The organism is Cryobacterium sp. M91 (assembly GCF_002929615.1).
Taxonomy (GTDB): domain Bacteria; phylum Actinomycetota; class Actinomycetes; order Actinomycetales; family Microbacteriaceae; genus Cryobacterium; species Cryobacterium levicorallinum.
On the sequence record NZ_PJJT01000080.1, the window covers coordinates 12,415 to 32,649 of the forward strand.

Below are 20,235 nucleotides of genomic sequence, written 5' to 3' on the forward strand. Positions count from 1 at the left end.
TGATGCTATATTTGTATAGCACTCTGAGGAGGGATGCCATATGCCGCAAATCAATCTCCGCGTTGACGATGAAACGGATCATCGCCTGCAATATCTGTCGGAGCGCACTGGGCGGTCGAAAACGTTTTATGCGACCGAAGCATTGACCCAGTATCTGGACGAGAACGAAGACTATCTCTTGGCCAAGGATGCGCTCGAGGAATTCACTCAGTCCAACGACGACGCCATTGACCTCGCCGATATGGTCTGGCCTGTGTGAGCTACACGATCAGATTCACCCCGAAGGCAGCGAAGCAGGTCAGGAAACTCGACTCGGTCGCCGCGAAACGGATTCGTGATTTTCTTGAGCAGAAGCTTTCCGTACTAGACAATCCGCGCCAGCTCGGTAAAAAGCTCGTTAACGAAGAATTCTGGCGTTACCGGGTCGGCGACTACCGAATCCTCACAAATATTGACGACGATCAAATCCTCATCCTCATTGTCGAGGTTGCACATCGTCGCGAGGTCTACAACAGGCTCTAAACACAGCAGCGGCGCCGCTCGACGCGCCAAGTTCGATATTGCCAGCGAAACGAGACGTGTCCCGCAGAGGGTTCCCCATGCGGGCAGAGGACGACCGGCGCCAAGATCACGGCCAGGTGCTCACCTTGGAACCGAAGTTCGGCTAGGCGGTGGATCAGCGGGCGAACCGTCTGCTTCAATGGGCTTTCCCGTGGGACGAGCGTAGTAGGCCCATGGAAACCACATTGTTCCTATTCGGTGCCATCCTTCACCCTCTAATCGGTGTCGGCTGGATCCGAATGCCACGACTCGGAGGTGTTCCCATTGCTCATTAGATTGGATGACGTCGTGGAAGTACATTCCGTAGCTAATTGAATGCCACCCAGTGCGTCCAGCTTCGGCTAGCGCGTCCATCTCGTCAAACGCCGTCAAGGGATAGAGTCGACGTTTCTCGTCAGAAGAATGGACGTCGGTGTTGTCGAGAACCCGACCGAATCTCTGCTGGGCTGCTTGTCGACTCATGCCAAGTTGCTGCCCGATGCGCTCCCAGCTCACGCTCGCCTGACGAGCGGATGCGACTGCAAACTGCAAAAGCTGGGCTATTTCCTCAGCGCTCCGGGATGTCAGATCAATGAGGTCAAGATAGGAGTCGGGCTCGTGTTCAAGGCGCCCCGCCAGAGTTGGGTCGACTGACGCAATTGCATCTGACAGGGCGCGGCGCAGGCCGTCGTCGGTCTGCTCGGGTTCTTCATTCATTGGTCGCGGGGTGGCTTGGCGCGCGCGACTACTACTGCCAGGGAAGCCCCAGCTGCGCCGAGCAGCAACGCGACGACGACGAGTAATAGGACCTTGATCACAATGGAAGCAACGAGAAGCGTGGAAAGGGCGATGCCGACGGAAGCAAGCGCGATAAATGTAGCGGTGAATGCTGCCCGAGATTTTAGGGCCGGATTGTCGTGAACCATGTGTCAATCATAGATTGACTGGCGCATTTGTCAACCGTGAATTGACATGCGGCGCGCATCGGTTGCAATCCGCGCGCTTTCCGACGCCATTGTAAATTGCCTTGACCCGCTGTCCCGCAAGGGGGTGAATCCGCCGTTCCCTTGCGGGAAAAGACCCTCAAGGCTCGTGGAACGATAGCGATATGGTCATTGGTGTGCATCACATTGAGATTTGGGTCGCAGACCTGGACAGCGCTCGCATGTCCTGGGGCTGGCTTCTCGTGGAACTCGGATGGTCCGTCGACCAGGAGTGGGACAATGGTACCTCCTGGCGATGCGGGGACGTCTACATCGTGACCACGCGACCGCCAGCCCTCTCTGGTGGCGTACACGACCGAAGGCTGCCGGGAATCAACCACCTCGCGCTTCATGGAGGATCCGAGGCCGACGTTGACCACATCCTGGGTGCAGCAGCGGACAACGGCTGGAAATCGCTGTACGCGGATCGCTACCCCCACGCTGGAGGCCTCGACCACTACGCCGCGTATCTTGCAAATGAAGCAGGCTTCAAGGTCGAAGTTGTGGGCGAACCCTGAGCACCAACGCATTCCCACTCAGGGTTCCCCTGTGGAACTGGATCAAGGCCGGTCTTGGACCATGCACGGGGCGGATGTGCCTACGGCCGAGCGGTGTGTGGGACCATGCAGTCATGAGGATAGCCAGGGCAGCTCGAGTCTTAACCGTTGTTCCGATTGCCTTGACCATGAGCGGGTGTCAGGCGGTGCTGGAGCCTCGGTCGACTATGGGGGTCGATGATGTGGTGGCTGTTTTCACGGCGCAGGCTGACCTTCCCATGACGGATCCACGCGACATTACCGCCGACGCCTGTGCCACAAACGACGCCTGCATAGCGGCGGTACGGTCAGAAGAAATTTCGATTTACCGTTTTGCGTCGCCGAACGACGCGGAGAAATTCGCGGAAACACTTGGCGATAACGGCCATCAATCCGACTGGATTGTCTTGGAATATCCAGGAGCCAAATTCGATTCCGATCCCACTAAATCGTCGCATGCCGGCCTTATCGACTCCATGTGGACGAGCGACTGACGACAACCAGCGAGTCAATCACCGGGACGTAGCAGGTCCCGCAGAGGGTTCCGCCTGTGCGCCAGTTCCCGACCAGCACTCACTCACCCGTTGGGACCCGCGGCCGAGCGTCCAGGTGAATTTCCTAACAACGCTCATTCCTGCCAGCATGTCGGTATGGCGACAGAGTCTATTCTCCCCGAGTTCAGCGACAGCCGGATTGACGATGTGGCCGAACGGCTCTCCGAAGCCGGCGTCGGCATCATCGTAGGAACGCTGGCGAACCCAGCCGGCATCTACCTGGCCAAGACCATCCCGGTTCATCGACTGGCAACGTTCGCTTCATCCGGTCTCGGCGCCCCGCCGGTGTGGAACATCTTCTGCATCGACGGCGGCATTGCATTCACACCCGACCTCGGCGTCGTCGGCGATATGAGACTGAGACTCGATCTCGACGCTCTCCGAATCCTCGATGAAGGTCTCGCTTGGGCACCAACGGAGATCTTTGACCAGAACGGCGCACCACTCGCCATCGATCCGAGGGGGCGGCTTCGCCGCATCCAACACGACATCGAGGAAGCCGGGCTTGAGGCGCTCGTGGGGCACGAGATCGAGTTCACCATCACCGCCGCGGACGGAACCCCGCTCCCACGCGCGGGCTGGACACCCTACGGTCTCGGTCCGGTACTCGACCACGAGGCATTCATCACCGAATTGCTCTCCGCCACCGCCGCCGCCGGAATCCCGCTCGAGCAACTACACGCCAAGTTCTTTCCCTCCACGGTTGAGTTCTCGCTGCCACCGGCCACACCACTTCAGGCGGCCGATGGGGTAGTTCTCGCCCGCCTGATCACAGGGAGGCTGGCGCGCAAACACAACCTGCGGGCATCTTTCTCGCCCGTCCCTATCAGCGGGGGCGGCGGGAATGCGGCGCACGTCCATTATTCGTTCAGCCGCAATGGGGAACCTCTCTTTTCCGGCGGCGACGGACCCCACGGCATGACCACCGATGGAGCGTCTTCCATCGCCGGGGTGATCGCCGCACTCCCCGGTATCCAGGGCATTCTCGGTGGATCGATCCTCTCGGGGGCGCGGTTGCGGCCCCGAGTCTTTTCGGGCGCATATGCCTGCTGGGGCCGGGAGAATCGCGGGGCGGCGGTTCGTTTCCTCGAAGCCACCCGCGGCAATCCGCAAGGCGCCAACGTCGAAGTCAAGATTGTCGATCCGTCGTCGAACCCGTACCTGACGACCGCGGTCATCCTCGGCGCCGCACTCGAGGGCATCCGGTCATCGACGGCGCTTCCAGCGGAGGTCACCACGAATCCGGCCGACCAGACCGAAGAGCAGCAACTCGCCTCGGCGACGGTGCTGCTTCCCTCCGCTCTGGGAGTAACACTCGACGCTCTCGCCGCTTCCGAACTCGCTGCCCACATTCTCGGACCTCAGATCATCCAGGCCGTACTTGCAGTTCGACGCTGGGAACTCGATCACTACGGGTCGGCCGACGCCGACCAACTGCCAGAGAAGTTCCGGTTCGCCTGGTCGATCTAATCACAGAAGGGACGGAGGATTCGGCTTCTGTAGCCGCGCTCGCCACATGGGAATGTCTGGAGGCGACAGTATGCTGGGGATTACATCAGCAAGCGCAGTGCCGCGCGAAGAGAGGTGCCTCATGATGAAGTCGTCGTTGACTGCTCTTGTGCGTCACGAGTTGGATCATGCCCGGCAGGTCAGCAGCGGCCGAAGTGCGAAGACCGTGTACGGAGGCAGCGAACGCACGCTCCGCCAGACTGTGATCGCCTTGCGTGCGGGCGCCAAGGTGGATGAGCATGAGAATCCCGGTGACGCGACCTTTTTCGTGCTGCACGGACGCGTCGTCCTCATCTCGGGTGCGAACTCCTGGAGCGGCTCACCGGGCGATCTGCTGATCGTGCCGGAGGGTCGACACGCACTCGAAGCATTAGAAGACGCGGCGGTACTGTTCACGGCGGCAAAGACTCGGTGATGAGTTCCCCAAATCGATGACCCATAGGAGTTCGGGGGGTGCACGATCGAGAAAGGGGTGCCTCAGGCGGCAGCCTGCGGCGGTAGTACAGCAATAAAGGGGTGATCCTTGGCAAATGTGCCCACCTTGGCGGCCCCGCCCGGGGAGCCGATGCCGTCGAAGAATTCGACGTTAGCCTTATAGTAATTGGCCCATTGCTCCGGCACGTCATCCTCGTAGTAGATCGCCTCGACTGGACATACCGGTTCACAGGCACCGCAGTCGATGCACTCATCGGGGTGGATGTAGAGCATCCGTTCGCCCTCATAAATACAGTCGACCGGGCATTCTTCGATGCAGGCCCGATCTTTCACATCGACGCAGGGAAGAGCTATAACGTACGTCACAGTGGCAGGGCTCCCTTCACGAAGAGATGACTTTGAGCCTACGACAACCGGGTCATCAAATCCAGATCACGCTGTCGGGCCCGCTGGGGACGGGCCTTCAAACGGCACGGTTCAGTCTCGATCGCGGGCCGGGTTTGCGCTCCTCTCGTTCAGCCAGGCAATGAGTCCGCCCGCGAGCAGCATGTCGATCTGCCGCTGTGAGAAGTTCTGCCGGATGGGGTAGTCCTCCTTGCGAGTCGCATTGTGCACGGTGATCTCGGTGCCGGCAGCCAGCTATGAGGGCCGCAGCTTCAGTGGCATGACCAACGGCTACGACAAGGGGTTGGCGCTCGTCGCGTTCGGCGCAGCCTTTCTCGTTCGGACACCTCGCGGGAGAGGACCGCGGCAAGGTATTCCTCGTGCGACCAACCGGAATCGCGGGCCTGGTCGCCGAGGCGGCGGAACGCGTCGCCGATCCTCGGCGCGCGCAGCGCCCGGGCGTAGTACTCGATCTGTGAAGCCGCGGCGCCGCTCATGCGACCACGTCCATGTCGCGCAGCTCAGGGCCGGTATCCACGCCGAACAACCGGTCATAGGACGCCAGGCTGGCCGTCTCCACGAACGCGACCGTCGGTTGCGGTCGGCGATGCCGCAGCGACTGGAACTGGCGCCGCAGAACATCGGCCTGCCCGACATGCTCCGGGTCGGTCACCGTCAGCGCGCGGGCCCATTCCCGCTCGTGAGACGTCACGTTCACCCCATTGTGGGTGACGTTGACCGTGTCCAGGCTCGCCGTCACATCGACGAGGCGGCCGATCATCGCCGGCGCGACGGAGTAATCGTTGGAGAGCACCCGGACGTAGTAATCCCGCGGCAGGCGCACCGTGTTGCGAAAGAGCACATCCGGCGCCACCGGCGACAGCGAGCGCATCGCCGCGCGGTCCTGCTCGATCAAATCCATCGGGCGCGCCCGCCGCGACTGGGAATGACGCGCGTTCGCCAGCGGCAGCCAGTCAGTGATCTGCTCGTTGAAGTCCTGCGGCGATGCGAAATGCCGCCCCGGCATGAACGACGATCGGAAGAACCGGTTGCGGCGCTCGACCATGCCCTTCGACTCCGGATCGCGGGCCTTGAGCAGCTTGATCTCGGTGCCGAGGGTCCCGGCGAACGCGGCGGTGCGTTCGGTGAGTTTGCCCTTGCCGATGCCAGTCTCGTTGTCCCAGGTCAGCCGGAGCGGCACGGCGCCGGCGGCTTGCAGCAACAACCACATCCCGCCGAGCAGGTCCGACGTGGTTCGCGAGGGCAACATAATTGCTTGGAAGAACCCGGAGAACGTCGACGTCATCACCAACACCGGCGGCATGCCCTCCTGTCCATGGCCCAGCGGCGACGGCTCATGCGGAAACCAGAGGTCGCACTGCACCTGCTTGCCGGGCTCGTGCACCAGCCGATCGGCCGGGTCCGGCGGGACATACTCCGGTCGGATCGCGGCGACCTTGTCTCGGAACACCGACGCTGACCCCAACCAGCCGACTCGCTCCGCCAACGTCGAGGCGGGCATCCGCGGCGTCACGGCCAACAGCACCCGGACCTGCGCCGCATACGCGTCAAAACTCGACCCCGTCGCGGCCCGCTGATACTTCGGTAGCCGGTCCGACTCCAACGCCCGATCGACCGTTCCCCGCGAGACGCCGACGAGTCGGCCGATCTCGCGCTTCGAGTGCTGGCCCGTTGAAAACAGCTGGCGTATCTTCGCCCAATCATCCATATTGATCACCCTCCATACTGGCTGGTGGCCCTGTTTTCAGTCGGCGGGCGGTTTCTAGGGGTCGTTGCAACACCGGGTGGTCTATTCAGTAGTCAGCAGTTTAGCGAAGCGCTCGGCGGGGGTGTCCCAGTCGAGCGCTTTCCGTGGGCGTTCGTTGAGCTCGTCTGCTGCGGCGCGTAAGTCGTCGGCGGTGTAGGTGGAGAGGTTGGTGCCCTTGGGGAAATACTGGCGTAGTAGGCCGTTGGTGTTCTCGTTGGATCCGCGTTGCCAGGGGCTGGCTGCGTCGCAGAAGTAGACGTCCATGTTTGTGCCAAGGCGGATGGCGGTGTGATGCGCCATCTCGACACCTTGATCCCACGTCAGAGAGCCGCGTAGATGTGCGGGGAGGTTGTTCATCGCAGCCACGAGGCCGTCGCGAACTGATTCGGCGGTGTGATCGACGGGCAGGTGCACGAGCATCACGAAGCGAGTCGTGCGTTCCACAAGCGTGGCGATCGCGCTCCTGTTGTGGGCGCCGGTGATGAGATCACCCTCCCAATGGCCGGGAACGGATCGGTCTTCCACTTCCGGGGGACGGTCGCAGATCATTGTCATCGGGTCAACGAATCGTGACCGGCGTGTGTCGGTGCTTCTTCGGGGTTTGCGTCGCGATCGGCCGGTGCGCAACTTCGCGGTGAGGTCCCGGCGGAGGCCGCTGCGGGCTGGAGAATAGAGGGCTTGATAGATTGTTTCAGGACTTGCCCGCATGGTGTCGGTCGTCGGATATTCCCTGATCAGGGCCTGACTGATCTGCTCGGGAGACCAGCGCACGCCAAGTTTCTTGGCAACGTATTCGCGCAGCTGAACCTCAGAATGAAATTTCAATTCTTTAGGCCTCGGACGACGACTGGCGGCTAGTCGATGTGCGGAGTAGGGCTGATATTCCCCGTGTTCGGGTTGACGGTTTCGGGCTATTTCGCGGCTGATCGTGGACGGGGACCGGCTCATCAATGTGGCGATTGTTCGCAGGGAGCCGCCGGCAACATGAAGATCCCGGATCGTTTCTCTCTCAACTAGGGAGAGGTAGCGGACATTGATTGGTTTCTCAAGCGCGGCGAGCTCGATGGCTTTTGCTGTCGGAGTGCGGTTCACATTTCCTGTGTACTCGATCACGCGGCCGTCTGGGTAGATACGCCGGTTGTTCGATTTACGGATCTCTTTGTCCCAGTCGACGGCAGTCCTGATATCGACCCCGGCCAAAGCGGCCGCCTCCCGGCGTGGGGTGCCGGCCGCGCGAAGCTCACGAAACATCTCGCGCCCAGGGTGCGGTTTCGGTCCGCGAATCCCAACGCTGCGCGCCCAACGGTAGCCAGCGCCCCGGTTGATGCCAAGCTCAGCCGAGGCAGCAGTCACGTCCCCAAGACGCTCCAGCAAGATCAGAAAAGACGCCTTGTCCGCGCGCGGCTTCTGTTCGTCGGTCGAGGGCTCATTGGCCGACTTTAACCATGTCATGCAAACTCCCAAGAGTCTGGGTGTTGCAACGACCAGTAGAACCCAAGGCGATACTGGCCCTATTTTCAGTCGACGTCAACAATGTTTCTGATGCTCACATCTCCGCCCGATGTCGATGCAAGGGCGATGTCAGGCAGATGCAATCCGACTAGGTGGTCGGCAGCACCGGCGTCGATAGGCGTCGATAGGCGTCGGGAGGACATTTGTCATGTGGTTCCTTTTTGTGATGTGGTGGCGATTAGGCATCCTCGAGGTACCGAGGACAGTACCCACGGGATCTTGTCCTCTCCTCGAACTTGTGCAATCTCCCGCCCGAATGGTGGGATGAGCGTCGCCGACGCTGAGGGGAAGACGGGAACGATCGCTGTGCGGCCCCCGACTCCGACCCGGTTCTATGGAGTCAGCCCGAGGAACTTCTGCAGTTGGCTGGCGCCGTCGACCTTGAGCTGATGCCTGGGGCGGCTCAACGATTCTGCCGTTAGAACTAGTTTCTTGCTCAGGGCTACTTCGCCGTCGCGCCTTTTGAGGCGGTCGACGCCGTTGTCCTGGTAGCCAACTTTGCGCGATACCGCGAGCGACGCCGGATTGTCGGTAAAGGCGGCCGAGGTGACCTCGGCGGCCTTGAGATGGTCGAACATGAAGGCCGCAATGGTTTGACGCATCAGGGTGCCGATTCCTTGCCCGTGATGTTTCTCGCCCAGCCAGGACCCCGTTTCACCCGTTCGAGTGATCAGATAGTCTCTGGTGGAAATGCTTTGGCAACCGACAATCTCGTCGTTGAATCGGACCGTGGTCTCAAGCGTCCAGGACGCCGGCTCCATCGCCGCTCGCTGCGCCCAGTGATACTGCATGAGTCTCAGCCGAACCTCGTCCGTGGACCCCAGGGTCCACGGAAACCCGAACGGCATCTCGGTCCGTGCATGGATCCCGGACTGGGCGAGCGCTACGAGGCTTGGCAGGTCGGAGTCGCGAACAGGGGTCAAGGTCACCGGGCCGCAGGTGACTGTGAGTCCAAAGGGCGGCCATAAGTTTTCCATCGGTTCTGGCATTTCATCAGCCTATTGGTCTTGAACTGCGTGCCTCAGTTCAACCGAACGGCGCTTGTCAACCTTGCGACTAATAACGCTGCGTCGAGACGTCCCGCGCGGGGTTCCTCCGTGGCACAGGCACCCGTGACGTTTATGGAACGATGATGACATGGCAGTTGGGGTGCATCACATCGAGATTTGGGTTGGTGACCTGGACAGCGCGCGAACATCGTGGGGCTGGCTGCTTGTGGTGCTCGGCTGGTCCATCGATCAGGAATGGAACACTGGCATCTCTTGGCGATGCGGCGAGGTCTACATAGTCGTCACTCGACCGCCCGCCGTCTCCGCCGATGAGCATGATCGTCGCCGTCCCGGAATGAACCACATTGCCCTCCATGGAGGGACTTCAGCTGATGTCGACCGCATCGTCGGTCGGGCATCAACCCACGGCTGGACCGAGCTATACGCGGATCGGTACCCCCACGCAGGAGGCCCCGACCACTACGCCGCGTACCTCGAAGATGAAGCCGGTTCAAAGGTCGAAGTCGTCGCCACAGCGCCGCGCTGACGCACCGCCTTCGGGTTTCCAACCCCGAGCTGCAGGACTGTGCCAGTCTCAATGGATGAAGATGCCGCCGACAGCTGAAACTCTGACACCTGCGCGCCTCCTGTTGGAACCGCTGTCGGTTGCGCACGCGTCGTCGATGGTAAACGTTTTAGCCGATCCCTCTTTGTACGAATTCACTGGTGGGGAAGCGCCGTCACTGAGGGAGTTAGAAAACCGTTATGCCGCTCAAGTCGTGGGGGCACTCCGCGGACCGCTCGCAGTGGTGGTTGAACTGGATCGTCATTCAGCGTGATGGAGCAGAGCCAGTGGGATTCGTCCAAGCAACTGTAGAGAATGACGGGACGAGGCTCACCGCCGACACAGCCTGGGTCACTTCACCGAGCTGGCCGGGACGCGGGTTTGCTTCCGAAGCAGCCCAGGCCATGCTCGAATGGTTGCGATCCAACGGAGTCCACCGCTTCACGGCACACATTCTCCCGGCCAATCGCGCGTCCATGCGCGTCGCACAAAATCAAGCGCTACAGGCGACGTTTTCGAGGAAAGATGGTGAAATCCGGTGGCAATCCCAATCACCTCCTAGCGAACCTTGGAGGATGTGACGGGAGGAATCCTGACTTCCTGACTTTTGCGCCTTTCCCGTAAGGGGTTCCACTTACGAAACACCCAAGACTCTGTTGCGGCACAAACTCCAGCATGCGTTGTTGTGCCGAGTGCCCATGCCAACGCTCCCGGCTTGTTTATCCACATAGCCGATAGTATTATCGCGTATGTGAACATACGGGCGCCAGCGCTGAGCCCGCTCTTCCGGTCAGATGCGCAGGGAGAAATTCTCGCACGGCTGTTTCTGAATGCGGATCGGTCATTTACGATTGCGGAACTTGCGCGCGCCGCTAAGTCGCCGTATGCGAGCGCTCACCGGGAAGTCTCTCGCATCGTCCAGATGGGACTTGCCAGCACGGAGAAGCGCGGTCAGTCTGTCGAGGTGCGAGTGCGCGCTGATACGCCGGCCTTTCGGCCCCTCGCAGAGCTGCTTGCCCTGACGTACGGGCCGGCTGTGGTGATACCTCAGAATTTGTCAGGGATATCCGGAATCGATCAGGCATTCATTTATGGTTCCTGGGCCGCCCGCCGTGCGGGGGAGCCGGGGGACGCTCCGGCAGATATCGATGTACTCCTTGTCGGCATCCCGCCCCGTGGTGCGGTCAATGAAGCGGCACACCTCGCGGGCACCAGCCTGGGGCGCGAGGTGAACGTGCGAATAGTCAGCATGGCCGCGTGGGAGGCCGCCAGCACGGACCCGTTCCTGCGCACCCTGACCGAGCGTCCGATCGTGAGCCTTGAACTTCGGGAGGACATTGGGAATTGACGCCGCCGTGGACGCGTCACACCGTCATCTATTTCCTGTCAGGAATGTCCCGATGACCGTCAGAGATGTCCTGATGCACCCAAGCAAACGCACCGAAAAAAGGCCCTCGGACTTGCCCACATTTTGCGCACACATTGCCCACAAAGGTAGGAAAATGACGTGGTTGTACCACTACCCAAGTGACCAAAAAACGTTGATTTTATGCGGAAGTGGCCTGCTCGCGGGTGGCCATTGGCCTCCCAAATGGTCTCAAGTCCCAATGGGGGCACCACACCAAAACAACGTGACAGTCCGTGCGTCAGCCGGCAGGGACCGCAGCAACGGCCTCGATCTCCGCGAAAGCGCCCACCCGTGCCGGGGTGACCGCGAGCACCGTGACCGCGGTACGGCGGTTGCCCCACGCCGCAGCGGTGGCGGCATAGGCCTCCCCGGGGTCGATTCCGGTCGCGAGATAGATCGTCTGCTTGACCACATACTCCGGCCCGCTTCCGGCCTCAGCGAGCACGGCTAGCACGTTGCGGAGCGCCTGTTCGGTTTGCGCGCCGAGCCCGTCGGCCAGGGCGCCGGTGCCGTCTGTTCCGTTCTGCCCGCCGACGTCCAGGGTGCGCCCGGCCGGGGCGATCATGCCCTGCGCGAAGGCAGGGCTCTGAAAAAGCTCGGGCCGGTCGATCGGTGTCGGCAATGAAGTCATGCTGGTGTCCCTTCAGTCGGTGCGCAGGCCGTAGGTGAGAAGGGCGTTTCCCCTGCTCGTCAATAAAGATGTCTGCAGCGTCAGCCGGGTGACCGGGTCGGTCGGCTCGAACAGGTGACGCCCTACGCCTGCGATCACAGGGTGCGTCATAACGGTCAGTGAGTCGAGCAGACCGGCAAAGAGCAGCTGCCGCACGAGCGAAATACCGCCGACCACCGAGATTTCACCGCCCTCGGTGTTCTTCAGGTTGGTCACAAACTCGTTCAGATCACCCGGAATGAGCGTGGAATTCTGCCAGGCCAGGTCACCATTGAGAGTACGCGACGCGACAAACTTCTCTACGGGATTGATGAACGCCCCGAACGGGTCGTCGTGTTCGGCGTTCGGCCAGTAACCGGCCCACTGTTCGTAGCCCACCCGGCCGAGCAATACGGTGTCGACCCGGGTGATCATGGCCGTCATTTCAACGCCCAGCTCCTCGTCGAAGCTGTCGAATTGCCACAGGTTCGGCGACTCCACGACGCCATCCAGGGACATGAACAAGCCGGCGGTCAGTTTTCGCATGCGAATCGCTCCAGGGGTCGGTGAGCGAAAATGCTACCTCAGTCGGTCGAGATAGCGCAGGATGACACCCTCGCGCAGCGCCCACGGTGACACTTCAAGTTCCGCCGCCCCGAACGCGGCCATTGCCGCGCCGAGCACGATGCCGCCGGCCACGATCTGAAAGGTGCGGTCGGCGGTGATACCGGGCAGCGCCGGGCGGGCTTCGGCAGGAATACGCGCGAGACGCGGCACCCAGTCATCGAGCTCCGCGCGACCCAACCGCAAGCGATCGGCGGCGCCGACGCCGTCCGAGGTGGTTCCGGCCAGTCGGGCCAGTGATCGAATCGCCTTCGACGACCCGACGATGTGGTGCGGTGCCGGCAGCCGCGCAAAGGCACCGACCGCATCGCGCAAAACGGATGCCGCATGCCTGCGCAGCGCAGACACCTCCTCCGGCAGGGGAGGATCGTGGTGCAGAAAACCGATCGTGCTGCGCCCGGCGCCGAGCGGCAGCGACAGCGCTACCTCGGGAAACTCAGCCCCGCCGGCCGCGATCTCGAGCGATCCACCGCCGATGTCGAACAGCAGAATGTTGCCGGCCGACCAGCCATACCAGCGCCGCACGGCTAGGAAGGTCAGCCGGGCTTCGTCCTCGCCCGACAGCACCTGCAGGGCGACACCGGTTTCCCGTTCGACCCGGTCGAGCAGTTCCGGACCGTTGGTCGCGTCGCGCAGGGCCGAGGTGGCGAACGGCAACAACTCGTCGATATTGTGCTGCTGGGCAACATCCGCTGCATGCTGCACCGCAGAGAGCACCGCCGCGACACCCTCGTCGTTGATGGCACCCTCTGGCGTGATGTACCGCATGAGGCGCAGAACGCTCTTGTCGGAGGCCATCGGCACCGGCGGGGCGCCTTCGTGCGCGTCGACAACTAACAGGTGGACGGTATTCGAACCGACATCGAGGACTCCAAGGCGCACATTTGTACGATACTGCCTCCGCCGGGTCAGCGTTGCGCGGGAGCGACGAAGCGCTGCCAGACCCAGCCGCTCGCGCACAGGGCCGCGAAGCTCGCGGCGACGATCCACAACACCGTGCCAGAGCCGCTGCTCTGCAGCTGATCGATCGCCGGGGCCAGCGCGGCGAACAAAATTCCATAGGCGACCACGGTCAGGCCAGTCCAGATCGGCGGTGACCAGGCGAGAATGCTGCGCCCACTGGTGTGACCGATCGGCACCAGGATGAGCACGGCCGAGCCGACTGAAGCGAGCACGATCGTGTTGACCGTCTCCGCCACGAGCGAGGTCGTGAAATCATTGGCGGCGGGCAGAAGTGCTCCGAGTGACCAGGCGAGCACGGCAAACAGGGAGAGGGCGCCGACCCGCACTGCCGCAAGCTGGCCGCGCTGCGCCGGCGTCGGTTGCGCGCTACCAGCATCCGCTTTGGCTAACAGGCTCACGCTGCCGAGCAGGCCGAACAGCAGGGCCGGGTGCACGTCGAAGACGCGCGAGGCGGTCGCCGCGGCCGCGATCAGCAACAGGTAGCGCGGCAGAAACCTGACCGCCCCGCGCAGCTCCAGCACGCGGGAACTCCACCACAGCGGCACCAGAATGGCGACCCCGTTGACCAACACCAGCCCGATAGTCACCGCGACCAGCAGGCGCAGGTAGGCCGGCTGATCCACCACCGGTCCGGACAGCATGACGAAGGTTGCGGCGGCGACGAGCGCGGCGCCACCGCGCAGCCACCGATTGAGTCGCACGGTCGGTGCCACCTCGTACTCTTCGCGCACCCGATTGCGACCCGCCAGGGTGGGCCCTGACCAGAACGGACGGCCGCCGCGCGTACGGGAGATGGTGCCCGCGAGCATCCGCAGCGGCAGAGCGATCAGCACCAGGGCGCCCAGGGCGAGCAGCCCGGCCTGCAACCAGGGGAATGGCGAACTGGTGGCGCTTGGCCCGATCGGCAGTGCGAAGCGGGTCGGGTCATCCCACCGGCCGGTGAAAGTGGATGCCCCCGCCGAGTCGTCCGCCGACTCCTCCGCAGCGGCTTCCGGTGCTGGTTCCTGCGTTTGGGGCGCCGCGGAAGGCGTCGGCTCCGCTGTGTCACCCGGTATGCCAACCGCACCGTCGGGCGACGGCGAAGCCGATGCGCTCGGAGCCGGCGTGACCGCTGGCGTCTCCGAGGCGGACTGGGTCGGCGTCGGGGTCGGTGTGGCGGTGCTCGGAGCGGCATAGCGGACCGTCACGGGGGTGCTGCCCGGTCCGACATTGCCGGCGGAATCCTGCTGCACGGCGATGATTGAGTACGAACCCGCAGCCACGCCCCCGGCGAAGCAGGTCCACGCCCCGGCGGTCACCTCGGCGGTGCAGACCGAGTAGGCGCCAGCGAACACGGTGACGGTTGCGCCGGTCTCGCCGGTGCCGGTGTATTCGGTTCCCGCGACGGGCACCTGGGCGCCCTCGCGAGGAGTCGTCACGACCGGAGCCGCTGGGCCCTGAAGGTCAAAGACAATCGTGACCGGCTCGCTCGAATTCGACGATGACGGGCTGCTGAAGGTCGAACGCTGGCTCGCTGTCACCTCCCGGCTTCCGCTCTTGAGCGTGCCCTCGAACAGGCACGCCCAAGCACCCGAGTTGTCGACGTCACTTGAGCATGAGTCTTCGGTCCCCAGCGACGCCGTCACAGTGGCCTGGGGATGCCCGGTTCCGCGAACCCAGCCGTCGGACTCGGAGCCGCTGCGGCCGCCCCGCACGGTCGGTGCACCCAGAACGGCAACCGTGATCTCGTCGCTCAGGGTGGCATCGCCGGTTACAACGACGCGCAGTTTGATCGTCGGACCGTTCTGCAGGTAGAGGTTGCTGCAGCTCCAGGAGGTTGATTTGTCATCGACGATGCACAGCGGGTCCCCGCCGCGCGGCGACAACAACTGAATCTCCTGATCGAGCGCTTTCGACCCAGACACAGTTGTACGGTTACTGCCGATGAACTGCCCGTTGCCGGGACTCTCGATCAGCGGCCTCGTCGTAGCTGGATCGGTCGTGGTGTTCGGGATGGGTTCTTCGGTGGCCGGAGCGGTCGATTCCGGTGTCGATTGCAGGTTTTTCTCCTGAGTCGGCTCGGGTGTCGTTTCCTCAGCCAACGATGTCACTACGGCTTCCTCTGCCTGCGCCGTCGCCAGCATGGGCCCGGCGAGGACGATCGCACACCCGAGCAGAAGGGCGACGACGGCCGCTGAGCTGCGGGAGCGTCGCGGACGCGCCGTTGCGCCCGATGCTTCGACCCGAGTCGATTCGGACATGACTCACCCCCTGCCCCAATTTGATGGGCAGAGGGCGGTAAAGTCAACCTCCCGCGCCCGCAGAATGTAACAAACCGAGGGAATTCTTCGCGCTGTCGCCGCCCGCCGGTAAACATGACACCCTTTATATGAAGCGGATGCCCAGCATGAGACCGCCGAAGAGAGCCGCACCCTGATGAATCCCACGCCCCGCACCCCCGCCTCCACACGCGCCGTCGCTGCCCGGGACTGGGAACACCGCGCCGGCGAGCTCGGCGATGGCCTGCCGACCGGGTTCGAGGTGGCCGTCGCCACGTCCGCCTTTCAGATCGAGGGAGCCGCTCGCGACGGCGGCCGTGGCGACAGCGTCTGGGATTCCTTCAGTCAAAGATCCGGACGCATCCGCGATGGCTCGAACGCCTCCGTTTCGGCTGACCACATCAAGAATTACGAAGCGGATGCCGCCATTCTGCGCGACCTCGGCGTCGATGCCTACCGCTTCTCGCTGGGCTGGACCAGGTTGCAGCCCGAGGGCCGCGGCCCCCTCAACCGCAACGGACTCGCGTTCTACGATCGGTTGCTGGATGCGTTGCTGGCCGACGGCATCCGTTCTACCGCCACTCTCTCGCACTGGGATCTGCCGGCTGCCCTGCGGGGCGGCTGGCTGAACCGCGACACCGCCGGCCGTTTCGCCGACTACGCCCATGCCGTGGGGGAGGCGTTCGGTGACCGCATCGACGCCTGGGTCACCCTCAATGAGCCAGCCACGGTCACCACCAGGGGCTACGCGCTCGGCACCCACGCACCCGGTCGCACCCTGCTTTTCGACGCGCTGCCCACCGCGCACCATCAGCTGCTCGCGCACGGTCTTGCCGTGCAGGGCCTGCGCGCCGCCGACGTGCGCGGACGCATCGGTCTGGTCAACTCCCACACCCCGGTGCAATCAGCGACCGACCGCGATCAGGACCGCTCCTATGCGGTCCTCTACGACCTGCTGCAGAACCGCCTGTTCGCCGACCCGGTGCTGCTCGGCCACTATCCAGACCCGCTCGAACCATTCGCGGTCGAACTACGCACCCTGCTCGAAGCAGACCCCGCCGACCTGCGCACGATCCAGCAGCCGCTCGACTTCTACGGGCTGAGCTACACGGGGCCGGCCCGAATCGCCGCCGGTGCGACGGTGCTGAAGACCCCCGACGGCCAGCCGATCCCCGTCACCTCATGGCCGTTCCACCTCGAGCCGTTCCGCGAACACCCCACGACCTCCACCGGCGACGTTAACGCTCCCGGGTACCTCGCCGTGGCGCTCTCCGAACTGGCCGAACGCTACCCCGACCTGCCCCCCGTCTACCTCTCACTAGCCGGCGGCGCCTTCTGGGACCAGGCGGATGCCCGCCACCAGGTGCACGATCCCGCCCGCATCGACTATCTGGCCGAACACCTCGTGGCCGCCCTCGACGCCACCGCGACCGGAGCCCCGGCCGCTGCCGTCGACCTCGCCGGTGTGGCGTTCTGGTCGCTGCTCGACGGATTCGAGTGGGATGACGGCTACACCCAGCCGACCGGTCTGGTACACGTCGACTTCGCCGACGACCGCCGCACGCGCACGCCCAAGTCGAGCTACCGTTGGCTGCAACACGCGCTGACCAATCGCTGAGGCGGCCAACTACGGCGTGCGCCGCCGCAGCGTCACCGACCCGAGCACGACGGCGCCCACAACCCACGCTCCGATGATGAGCACTTCCCCGCCGACATAGGCGGCGTCCTGCGAATCGGCCGCGACCGCCTGCAGCGCATCGATCGCGTGCGACAGCGGCAACCAGTCGCTGATCATTCGCAGCACATCGGGGAGCTGCTCGCGCGGCAGAAAAATGCCGCCGAGCAGAATCTGCGGAAACACCAGCGCCGGCATGAACTGCACGACCTGAAACTCCGTTCGGGCGAACGCGCTCGCCAGCAGGCCGAGGGACGTGCCGAGCACCGCATCGGCCACCGCGACCGCGAGCAACAACCAGATCGATCCGCTGATCTCGAGCCCGCACACCCACACCGCATACCCGACCGCGACGGCCGATTGGGCCACGGCGAGCAGCCCGAACGCGAGCGTGTAGCCGAGAATCAGGTCGCCCTTGCCGAGCGGCATCGACAGTAGCCGCTCGAGCGTGCCGGTGCGGCGTTCGCGCAGGGTTGTGATGCTGGTCACGAGAAACATCACGATGAACGGAAACAGGGCGATCATGCCCGGTCCGATCGTGGCGAACACGGGAGTGTCCGAGAAAATCCAGGCCAGCAGCCCGATCAGCAGGCTCGGCACCACGAGTAGCAGCACGATCGTGCGCGGGTCATGTCGCACCTGGCTGAGCACCCGGCCGGCCGTCGCGAGGGTGCGTTGCGGCGTCATGAGACGCTCCCAGTGGCTTCGCCGAGCGGATGCTGCGCGATCAGCGCCAGAAACGCCCCCTCGGTATCGCTGGTTCCGGTCGCGGCGAGCAGCCCCGCCGGGGTGTCATCGGCCAGAATCTCGCCGTCCCGCATGAGCAGCAACCGGTCGCACCGGTTGGCCTCGTCCATCACGTGGCTGGAGACCAGCAGACTCGTTCCGACGGCGGCGAGTTGATGGAACAGTGTCCACAGCTCGACCCGCAGCACGGGGTCGAGTCCGACGGTCGGTTCGTCGAGCACGAGCAGATCGGGAGAGCCGAGCAGCGCTCCGGCCAGCGAGACCCGGCTGCGCTGTCCGCCGGAGAGCGATCCGACGAGCTGGCCGGCCTGTGCCGTGAGATCGGTCAGGGCCAACACCCGGTCGACGTCCCGGCGCGGGGCACCGAGCACGGCGCGAAAATAGTGCAGATTCTGCCGCACGGTGAGGTCGTCGTAGACGCTCGCATCCTGTGTCACATAGCCCACGCGGTGCCGAAGCGGGGCGGCGCCAGCTGGCAGGCCGAGCACCGTGACTGTGCCGGACTGCACCACCTGCACGCCGACGATCGCTCTCAGGAGCGTGGTTTTGCCGCATCCGCTCGGACCGAGCAGCCCCACCACGACTCCGCGGGGAACAGTGACGGTAAGCCCACGCAGCACCGGATGCTTTCCCCGTCGCACGTGTAAATCGGTCACGTCTACCGCGGGGGCGGATGTGTTCACCGTGTCCGAACTCTCCGCCGCTGCACATTTCCTGTCAAGCCCACAATGGGCGATTCCGCGGTGCTTCACGTTGAAAGCGGGTACCCAGCCACCTGCAGTAATTTCGGGGCGTGACCAAGCAGCAGCCCTACCACGTCCTGCACTCCTACGACGATTTCGAACTTCGCCGATACCCAGCCCATCTCTTGGCCGAAGTCACCACGGATGGCCCTTTCGAAGACGCCGGCAACCGTGCTTTCCGATACCTGTTTGCCTACATCAGCGGGGCAAACCAGTCCCGCCGGAAGGTGGCCATGACCGCGCCAGTGGTGCAGACCGGTGCGGCAGAAAAGATCGCGATGACCGCGCCCGTGCTGCAACAGCCTGTGACGCACCCGTCAAATCGAGTGGGCAGTGCGCAGTTCCAGGTTGCTTTCGTGCTGCCCGAGGAGCTGACGGCGCAAACGGCGCCGCAACCCACCGACCCCAAAGTGCAACTGAGAACGGTACCGTCCGCACTGGTCGCTGCACTGCGGTTCGGTGGCCGCTGGCGTGAGACTCGTTACGAACAGCATGTCGAGGAGTTGCGCGCGGCGCTCGCCGCCGCCGGGCTCACCGCCCTGGGGTCACCGAGATTCGCCCGATTCGACCCGCCGTTCAAACCGTGGTTTCTGCGTCGCAACGAGGTGTTGGTCGACGTCGAAGAGCCCGGCTGACCGCGCTCTCCCTGCCGCCTTGGGAAATCCCCGCACGCCTTGAGGTTGCTTGGAGTGTGATGGGAAGCGGGTGGGAGCCTCCGGGGTCGCGGTTAGTATTGGCAGGTACGCACGGGGGTCGTTGTCGCTAGTTCATGTCTCCGTGCCACCCTAGAAAGCCAATTTGCAAGGAGACGCTGCCATGGAATGGCTCATCCCGGTTCTGATCGTTGTCGCACTCGTCGCCATCGCTGGTATCTACCTGTGGTCGACGTACAACTCGCTCGTGACGCTCAATGTGCGCGTCGACGAAGCGTGGAGCGACATCACGGTGATGCTCAAGCGTCGTGCTGACCTGCTGCCCAACCTGATCGAAACGGTCAAGGGCTACGCAGCACACGAGAAGAACGTGTTTGAAAACGTGACCAAGGCTCGGGCCGAGACGCTGTCTGCCCAAGGCCCGGCCGACGCATCCGCTGCTGAGAATCACATGCAGACCGCGCTGAAGAGCATCTTTGCCGTCGCCGAGGCGTACCCGCAGCTGCAGGCCAGCCAGAACTACCTGCAGTTGCAGGGCGAACTCGTCGACACCGAAGACAAGATCCAGGCCGCGCGTCGTTTCTACAACGGTGGCGTGCGCGAAATGAACACCAAGATCAAGGTGTTCCCGAACCACTTGTTCGCCGTTAACCTCGGATTCACCGAGCGCGAGTTCTTTGAGGTGGCCGATTCCGCAGCGATTGCGGAGCCGCCCCGCGTGCAGTTCTAACGGGACTTAG

General features: G+C 63.4%; 24 protein-coding genes. 12 read left to right on the forward strand and 12 right to left on the reverse strand.

The window, feature by feature from the left end:
- Nucleotides 1–40 precede the first annotated feature (40 nt).
- Both CXY80_RS07100 and CXY80_RS07105 read left to right on the forward strand, forming a co-directional pair.
- The gene (locus CXY80_RS07100) at nt 41–259 is read left to right on the forward strand and encodes a TraY domain-containing protein (RefSeq protein ID WP_104132078.1); all 219 of its coding nucleotides are present in this window, start codon (nt 41–43) and stop codon (nt 257–259) included.
- The gene (locus CXY80_RS07105) at nt 256–522 is read left to right on the forward strand and encodes a type II toxin-antitoxin system RelE/ParE family toxin (RefSeq protein ID WP_104132079.1); all 267 of its coding nucleotides are present in this window, start codon (nt 256–258) and stop codon (nt 520–522) included. Before CXY80_RS07100 ends, CXY80_RS07105 begins: the two co-directional genes overlap by 4 nt.
- 731 nt (nt 523–1,253) lie before the next feature.
- Here CXY80_RS07105 and CXY80_RS07115 read toward each other — a convergent pair.
- Nucleotides 1,254–1,466 carry a hypothetical protein gene (locus tag CXY80_RS07115; protein ID WP_092453038.1) on the reverse strand — a complete coding sequence of 71 codons (213 nt, stop codon included), beginning with the start codon at nt 1,464–1,466 and terminating at the stop codon, nt 1,254–1,256.
- 182 nt (nt 1,467–1,648) lie between these two features.
- Between CXY80_RS07115 and CXY80_RS07120 the strand changes: the two genes are divergently transcribed.
- From CXY80_RS07120 to CXY80_RS07135, 4 genes are all read left to right on the forward strand, one after another.
- Complete coding sequence (locus CXY80_RS07120) at nt 1,649–2,041, forward strand: VOC family protein (protein WP_104132080.1); 393 nt, start codon at nt 1,649–1,651, stop codon at nt 2,039–2,041.
- Nucleotides 2,042–2,247: 206 nt separating this feature from the next.
- A complete protein-coding gene (locus tag CXY80_RS07125) occupies nt 2,248–2,553 on the forward strand; it encodes a hypothetical protein (protein WP_134479347.1) in 306 nt (101 codons plus the stop codon).
- Between the two features lie 156 nt (nt 2,554–2,709).
- Nucleotides 2,710–4,083 carry a glutamine synthetase gene (locus CXY80_RS07130; RefSeq protein ID WP_092453044.1) on the forward strand — a complete coding sequence of 458 codons (1,374 nt, stop codon included), beginning with the start codon at nt 2,710–2,712 and terminating at the stop codon, nt 4,081–4,083.
- A gap of 121 nt (nt 4,084–4,204) precedes the next feature.
- Nucleotides 4,205–4,537, forward strand: coding sequence for a LuxR family transcriptional regulator (locus CXY80_RS07135; RefSeq protein WP_104132082.1), 333 nt, complete (start codon nt 4,205–4,207; stop codon nt 4,535–4,537).
- Between the two features lie 62 nt (nt 4,538–4,599).
- Here the strand turns inward: CXY80_RS07135 and fdxA are convergent, their stop codons facing one another.
- The 5 genes from fdxA to CXY80_RS07160 all read right to left on the reverse strand — a co-directional run bounded on the left by fdxA (nt 4,600) and on the right by CXY80_RS07160 (nt 9,210).
- Nucleotides 4,600–4,923, reverse strand: a complete 324-nt coding sequence (fdxA, locus tag CXY80_RS07140) for a ferredoxin (protein ID WP_092453050.1) — start codon at nt 4,921–4,923, stop codon at nt 4,600–4,602.
- Nucleotides 4,924–5,034: 111 nt separating this feature from the next.
- A complete protein-coding gene (locus CXY80_RS19420; protein ID WP_158251594.1) occupies nt 5,035–5,172 on the reverse strand; it encodes a hypothetical protein in 138 nt (45 codons plus the stop codon).
- Between the two features lie 262 nt (nt 5,173–5,434).
- Nucleotides 5,435–6,679 (reverse strand): IS21 family transposase, encoded by a 1,245-nt coding sequence (gene istA, locus CXY80_RS07150; RefSeq protein ID WP_369828653.1) that lies wholly within the window; start codon nt 6,677–6,679, stop codon nt 5,435–5,437.
- A gap of 72 nt (nt 6,680–6,751) precedes the next feature.
- Nucleotides 6,752–7,960 (reverse strand): IS30 family transposase, encoded by a 1,209-nt coding sequence (locus tag CXY80_RS07155; protein ID WP_233195118.1) that lies wholly within the window; start codon nt 7,958–7,960, stop codon nt 6,752–6,754.
- Nucleotides 7,961–8,553: 593 nt separating this feature from the next.
- The gene (locus CXY80_RS07160) at nt 8,554–9,210 is read right to left on the reverse strand and encodes a GNAT family N-acetyltransferase (RefSeq protein WP_092453053.1); all 657 of its coding nucleotides are present in this window, start codon (nt 9,208–9,210) and stop codon (nt 8,554–8,556) included.
- Nucleotides 9,211–9,358: 148 nt separating this feature from the next.
- Here CXY80_RS07160 and CXY80_RS07165 point away from each other — a divergent pair, with 148 nt between their 5' ends.
- The 3 genes from CXY80_RS07165 to CXY80_RS07175 all read left to right on the forward strand — a co-directional run bounded on the left by CXY80_RS07165 (nt 9,359) and on the right by CXY80_RS07175 (nt 11,123).
- Complete coding sequence (locus CXY80_RS07165) at nt 9,359–9,757, forward strand: VOC family protein (protein WP_104132084.1); 399 nt, start codon at nt 9,359–9,361, stop codon at nt 9,755–9,757.
- 218 nt (nt 9,758–9,975) lie between these two features.
- A complete protein-coding gene (locus tag CXY80_RS20705) occupies nt 9,976–10,356 on the forward strand; it encodes a GNAT family N-acetyltransferase (RefSeq protein WP_092453059.1) in 381 nt (126 codons plus the stop codon).
- A 134-nt stretch (nt 10,357–10,490) separates the two neighbouring features.
- Nucleotides 10,491–11,123, forward strand: coding sequence for an ArsR family transcriptional regulator (locus CXY80_RS07175; RefSeq protein ID WP_146070697.1), 633 nt, complete (start codon nt 10,491–10,493; stop codon nt 11,121–11,123).
- A gap of 298 nt (nt 11,124–11,421) precedes the next feature.
- Here CXY80_RS07175 and CXY80_RS07180 read toward each other — a convergent pair whose 3' ends face one another.
- The 4 genes from CXY80_RS07180 to CXY80_RS07195 are packed head-to-tail and all read right to left on the reverse strand — an operon-like array spanning nt 11,422 to nt 15,659.
- On the reverse strand, nt 11,422–11,814 hold the full coding sequence (locus CXY80_RS07180; RefSeq protein ID WP_104132086.1) for a RidA family protein: 393 nt from the start codon (nt 11,812–11,814) through the stop codon (nt 11,422–11,424).
- A 12-nt stretch (nt 11,815–11,826) separates the two neighbouring features.
- On the reverse strand, nt 11,827–12,378 hold the full coding sequence (locus CXY80_RS07185) for a dihydrofolate reductase family protein (protein ID WP_092450415.1): 552 nt from the start codon (nt 12,376–12,378) through the stop codon (nt 11,827–11,829).
- 33 nt (nt 12,379–12,411) lie between these two features.
- Nucleotides 12,412–13,338, reverse strand: coding sequence for a Ppx/GppA phosphatase family protein (locus tag CXY80_RS07190; protein ID WP_092450413.1), 927 nt, complete (start codon nt 13,336–13,338; stop codon nt 12,412–12,414).
- Between the two features lie 26 nt (nt 13,339–13,364).
- Entirely contained in the window at nt 13,365–15,659 is a 2,295-nt protein-coding gene (locus CXY80_RS07195) for a hypothetical protein (protein ID WP_104132087.1), read from the reverse strand.
- Between the two features lie 175 nt (nt 15,660–15,834).
- Between CXY80_RS07195 and CXY80_RS07200 the strand changes: the two genes are divergently transcribed.
- The gene (locus tag CXY80_RS07200; RefSeq protein ID WP_092450409.1) at nt 15,835–17,295 is read left to right on the forward strand and encodes a glycoside hydrolase family 1 protein; all 1,461 of its coding nucleotides are present in this window, start codon (nt 15,835–15,837) and stop codon (nt 17,293–17,295) included.
- A gap of 9 nt (nt 17,296–17,304) precedes the next feature.
- Here the strand turns inward: CXY80_RS07200 and CXY80_RS07205 are convergent, their stop codons facing one another.
- Nucleotides 17,305–18,039, reverse strand: a complete 735-nt coding sequence (locus tag CXY80_RS07205; RefSeq protein WP_104132088.1) for an ABC transporter permease — start codon at nt 18,037–18,039, stop codon at nt 17,305–17,307.
- Complete coding sequence (locus CXY80_RS07210) at nt 18,036–18,782, reverse strand: ABC transporter ATP-binding protein (RefSeq protein ID WP_199182236.1); 747 nt, start codon at nt 18,780–18,782, stop codon at nt 18,036–18,038. Before CXY80_RS07210 ends, CXY80_RS07205 begins: the two co-directional genes overlap by 4 nt.
- Nucleotides 18,783–18,892: 110 nt before the next feature.
- On the opposite strand from CXY80_RS07210, the gene CXY80_RS07215 reads away from it, so the two are divergent.
- Complete coding sequence (locus CXY80_RS07215) at nt 18,893–19,477, forward strand: heme-binding protein (protein WP_092450403.1); 585 nt, start codon at nt 18,893–18,895, stop codon at nt 19,475–19,477.
- A gap of 181 nt (nt 19,478–19,658) precedes the next feature.
- The gene (locus CXY80_RS07220) at nt 19,659–20,225 is read left to right on the forward strand and encodes a LemA family protein (RefSeq protein WP_092450401.1); all 567 of its coding nucleotides are present in this window, start codon (nt 19,659–19,661) and stop codon (nt 20,223–20,225) included.
- The last annotated feature ends 10 nt before the right edge of the window (nt 20,226–20,235 follow it).